Below are 4,460 nucleotides of genomic sequence, written 5' to 3' on the forward strand. Positions count from 1 at the left end.
ACGATGCCGAAGAACGGCAGCGCGATGATGTACACCTCGGGGTGCCCGAAGAACCAGAACAGGTGCTGCCACAGGATCGGGCCGCCGTTCGCGGCGTCGAACACGTGGGCCCCGAGCATGCGGTCCGCGGCCAGCGTCAGGAGCGCGGCGGCGAAGATCGGGAACGCGATGAGCACCAGCAGGCTGGTCACCAGCGTGTTCCACACGAAGATCGGCATGCGGAACATCGTCATGCCGGGCACGCGCATGCAGAAGATCGTCGTGATGAAGTTGACGGCACCGAGGATCGTGCCCAGACCCGACATCCACAGACCCATGACCCACAGGTCACCGCCGATGCCGGGCGAGTTGACGCCGTCCGAGAGCGGGGCGTACGCGAACCAGCCGAAGCTCGCCGCGCCGCCGGGCACGAACAGGCCCGAGACGACGATGGTGGAGCCGAACAGGTACAGCCAGTAGCTGAACATGTTCAGACGCGGGAACGCGACGTCGGGCGCGCCGATCTGCAGCGGCATGATCGCGTTGCCGAAGCCGAAGAACAGCGGCGTCGCGAACATGAGCAGCATGATCGTGCCGTGCATCGTGAAGGCCTGGTTGTAGGCCTCGTCCGACAGCAGGTTCGAGCCGGGCTGCATGAGGTTCGCGCGGATCGCCAGCGCGAGCACGCCGCCGATCAGGAAGAAGATGAACGACGTGGCCAGGTACATGTTGCCGATCACCTTGTGATCGGTGGTCGTCATGATCGTGACGACCTTCTGGCCGAGCGTCGTCTCACGACGGACGGTGGTGGTCTCCCGACCGTCGTCGAATGCCGCAGTGGTGGCCATCAGTTACCCGCTCCGTCCTGGACGTCCTGGTCGTCCTCCGTGTCGGCACCGCGCAGACCGGCGACGGCGTCGGCCTCCTTCTGGCCCGCGGGGGCACCGATCTGACCGATCCTCACGAGGTCCTGGAGGTGGGCCTCGTACTCCTCGGGCGAGACCACGTTGACCTTGAAGATCATCCGCGAGTGGTACAGCCCGCACAGCTCGGCGCAACGTCCGGTGAACGTGCCCTCGCGCGTCGGCGTCATGTCGAACGTGTTGTCACGCCCGGGGACGACGTCCATCTTGAAGTAGAACTCCGGGATCCAGAAGGAGTGGATCACGTCGGGGCTGCGCAGGTTGAAGCGCACCGACTCGCCCTTCGGCAGCCACAGCTCGGCGGGCTGGTCGGGCGTGCCGAAGTCGTACACGTCCTCGCCCTGCGTGGCGTCCTCGTCGAGGTAGTTGAAGGCCCACTGCCACTTCGAGCCCACGACCTCGATCGTGTGGTCGGGGTTCTCGACCTCCTTGAGCACCTCGTTCTGGCTCGTGACGGTGTGGAAGAAGAACACCGCGACGACGATCACCGGGGCGATCGTGTACAGCGCCTCGAGCGGCAGGTTGTAGCGCACCTGCGTGGGCACCTCGTCGTCGCTGCGACGGCGGTAGCGCACGGAGGCGTAGACGATGAGCCCGAAGACGAGCACGAACACGACCAGCACGGCGATCCAGGCGCCGAGCCACAGGTCCCACACGGGCTGCGACCGGTCACTGGCGGCGACAGGAAGCGCGAGGCGCTTGATGTCGTGGTCCGCGACGGGCGAGCAACCACTCAGGAGAACTGCGACGACGACAGCAGCCGCCAGCTTCATCCGACCCACGAGGCGCCTTTCTTGTCCACACCACTCATGCGATGACCTGTTCACAGTACCCTCACTCGTCCCTCGTCGAGCAGGTAAGGGCACCCTTGCCCCGACCCGTGTCGGGGACGCTCACGCGAGGTCCAGCGCGGCGGACACCTCGGCCCGCGCGTCGTCGCCGTAGGCCGAGCCCAGACGGTCCAGGAACGCCTCACGCGTCAGCGTGTACTCCTGCGTGCCCGTCGTCTCCACGACGCTCGCCGCGATCGTGCAGCCGATCTGCGCCGACCGCTCCAGGTCCAGGCCTGCGGCCACGCCAGCGAGGAACCCGCCGCGGAACGAGTCGCCGACGCCCGTCGGGTCGACCGCGTCGACGTCGGGGATCGCCGCGACCTCGATCGGCGCGCCGTCGGACGGGTACACCGTCACGCCGTCCTTGCCGCGGGTCACGACCCGCGTGCCGACGTGCGCCTGCACCTCCTCCTCGCTCCAGCCGGTCTTCGTCTGGATGAGCGCCGACTCGTAGTCGTTGCTGAAGAGGTACGCCGCACCGTCGACGAGCTCGCGGATCAGGTCGCCGTCGGCCCACGCCAGCTGCTGCGACGGGTCCGCCGCGAACGGCACCCCCGCCTTGCGGCAGGCCGCCGTGTGCCGGTTCATCGCCTCCGGGTCGTCCGGACCGATGAGGACGAGGTCGAAGTCGCCGAGCTCCAGCACGTCGATCGTGCGGGCATCGGCCATCGCGCCGGCGTAGAAGGTGACGATCTGCGCGTGCGCGTCGTCGGTCGTGATCGTGCACAGCGCCGTGTGCTTGTCGGGCGACACGTGCACGCGCGAGCAGTCGACGCCCGCGTCCTCCAGCCACTGCTGGTAGCCCTGGTCGGCGAAGTCACGCCCCACCGACGCCACCAGCGTCGGCCGCAGGCCCAGCGCGGCCAGGCCGAACGCGATGTTCGCGGCGCACCCGCCGCGGCGGACGTCGAGGTCCTCCACCAGGAACGAGACGGACAGCTTGTCGAGCTGGTCCGGGACCAGGGAGTCCGAGAACTTCCCCGAGAAGACCTGCAGATGGTCGGTGGCCACAGAGCCGGCGATCGCGAGATGCACCAGATGAGACTAGACGACGGCCCCCTGCGTCCGCAGGGGGCCGTCGTGTGAGGAAGTCGGGCGTGACCTCGCGTCACGCCGCTCGTGCCGGGTGACCGCTGGTCGAGGCTCCGCTCTCGTTGGTCGAGTGCCCCGCTCCCGCTGGTCGAGTGCCTCCACGAGCGCTAGCGAGGGGAGGTGTATCGAGATCACCCTGGGCGGTCATGCTCGTCGCTCACCTCGTGGTGGGGTTTGGACCGCTTGGAGGTCTCGATACAGTCCGACGCCTTCGGCGTGCACCACTCGACCTCTCGCCACCGTCGCTCGCAGGGCTCGCGAGGTGGCTCGATCGCGAAGCTCCCGAGGTCACTCCATCAGTGGAAGCTGTCGCCGCAGGCGCAGGAGCCCGTCGCCATCGGGTTGTCGATGGTGAAGCCCTGCTTCTCGATCGTGTCGACGAAGTCGATCGACGCGCCGTGCAGGTACGGCAGGCTCATGCGGTCGACGACCACGTTCACGCCGTCGAAGTCGCGGACCTCGTCGCCATCGAGCGTGCGCTCGTCGAAGAACAGCTGGTAGCGCAGGCCCGAGCAGCCGCCGGGCTGCACCGCGATGCGCAGGGCGAGGTCGTCGCGACCCTCCTGGGCAAGCAGGCTCCGCACCTTCTCCGCGGCGTTCGCGGACAGGTTCACACCGTCGGCCGGGGCGGCGGTCTCGGTGGTCTCGGGGGTGGTGCTGCTGTCGACGCTCATGTCATCTCCGTCGGTCTCGGGTGCTCTCCTGGTGGACAACCAGGAGGAAGCCGGTTCCATTCCATCGTACGCGCCGATCCTCAGGAGATCCCTCGCCGGGCGCGGACTCGCGGGGCGCCGATCAGCGCGACCAGGTGCGCGCCACCCGCTCGGCGACGTCGGCCAGAGCGCCCGACGGGTCCGCGAACGAGCGCTCCTCCCCCACCAGGTCGAGCATCGCGTACGCCGACTCGACGCCCATGGCCCGCATCTCCCGCGCACCCACCGTCACCCGTCCGGCGATCGCCACGCACGGTCGAGCGTGTCGTCCGGCCACCTGGGCGACCCCGTGCACGACCTTGCCGCTGCGCGAGGTGTGGTCGTAGGAGCCCTCGCCGGAGACCACCAGGTCGGCGTCCGCACACGCGACGTCCAACCCGACCGCCTCCGCCACCACCGCGACGCCGGGACGTCGGTCCGCTCCCAGGAGCAGCAGCCCCAGGCCCAGACCGCCCGCCGCGCCGGCCCCGGGCGCGTCCGCCACGCGCCGCTGCGCCGGGGTCGGACCGCACACCGCGTCGACCCAGGCGTCGAGCAGGCCGTCGACCTCCAGCAGGTCCGCCTCGTCGAGCCCCTTCTGCGGCCCGAACGTCTTGGTGGCGCCGAACAGGCCCAGCAGCGGGACGTCGACGTCGCAGGCCAGGAACCGCTGCACGCAGCCCGGCTCCCCCGTCGTTCGTGGCGCTGCCGCCGAGCCCCACGACGACGCTCGACACCCCCAGCTCGACGGCGGCCCGCACCGCCTCGCCCACGCCCCACGTGGACGCGGTCCGGGCGGCCGGCGGACCGAGCTGCAGCCCACAGGCCTGCGCCGACTCCAGGTAGGCGACGTCGTCGACGACGAGCAGCGTCACGGGCACCTCGGCGCCCGTCGACCCGCGCACGGGGACGACGTGCAGCCGGCCGCCGAGCGCGTCGTG

Annotated in this window: 5 protein-coding genes and 1 pseudogene; all 6 read right to left on the reverse strand. The window is 69.7% G+C overall.

Going from position 1 to position 4,460, the window contains the following annotated elements; translation table 11 throughout:
• Window positions 1-740 (reverse strand): cbb3-type cytochrome c oxidase subunit I (locus A6Q79_RS05490; protein WP_317696964.1); only part of this gene is annotated, 740 nt, incomplete at its 3' end.
• 86 nt (window positions 741-826) lie between these two features.
• The gene (gene coxB / locus A6Q79_RS05495; protein WP_067858374.1) at window positions 827-1,675 is read right to left on the reverse strand and encodes a cytochrome c oxidase subunit II; all 849 of its coding nucleotides are present in this window, start codon (window positions 1,673-1,675) and stop codon (window positions 827-829) included.
• Between the two features lie 120 nt (window positions 1,676-1,795).
• Window positions 1,796-2,770 (reverse strand): carbohydrate kinase family protein, encoded by a 975-nt coding sequence (locus tag A6Q79_RS05500; protein WP_067858377.1) that lies wholly within the window; start codon window positions 2,768-2,770, stop codon window positions 1,796-1,798.
• A gap of 353 nt (window positions 2,771-3,123) precedes the next feature.
• Complete coding sequence (locus A6Q79_RS05505) at window positions 3,124-3,501, reverse strand: iron-sulfur cluster assembly accessory protein (protein WP_067858379.1); 378 nt, start codon at window positions 3,499-3,501, stop codon at window positions 3,124-3,126.
• A gap of 121 nt (window positions 3,502-3,622) precedes the next feature.
• Window positions 3,623-4,195, reverse strand: a complete 573-nt coding sequence (locus tag A6Q79_RS05510; RefSeq protein WP_369037989.1) for a glycerate kinase — start codon at window positions 4,193-4,195, stop codon at window positions 3,623-3,625.
• Between the two features lie 52 nt (window positions 4,196-4,247).
• A pseudogene (locus A6Q79_RS18575) lies at window positions 4,248-4,424 on the reverse strand (glycerate kinase); the annotation flags it as partial.
• Window positions 4,425-4,460: the final 36 nt, after the last annotated feature.

Origin of the sequence: Aeromicrobium sp. REDSEA-S32_B7, from assembly GCF_001626145.1 — a bacterium.
Lineage (GTDB): Bacteria > Actinomycetota > Actinomycetes > Propionibacteriales > Nocardioidaceae > Aeromicrobium > Aeromicrobium erythreum.

Bases quoted from the DNA above. Each gene is read 5' to 3' on its own strand.
- coxB (WP_067858374.1), bottom strand. From the start codon at position 1,675: ATGAAGCTGGCGGCTGCTGTCGTCGTCGCAGTTCTCCTGAGTGGTTGC.
- A6Q79_RS05505 (WP_067858379.1), bottom strand. From the start codon at position 3,501: ATGAGCGTCGACAGCAGCACCACCCCCGAGACCACCGAGACCGCCGCC.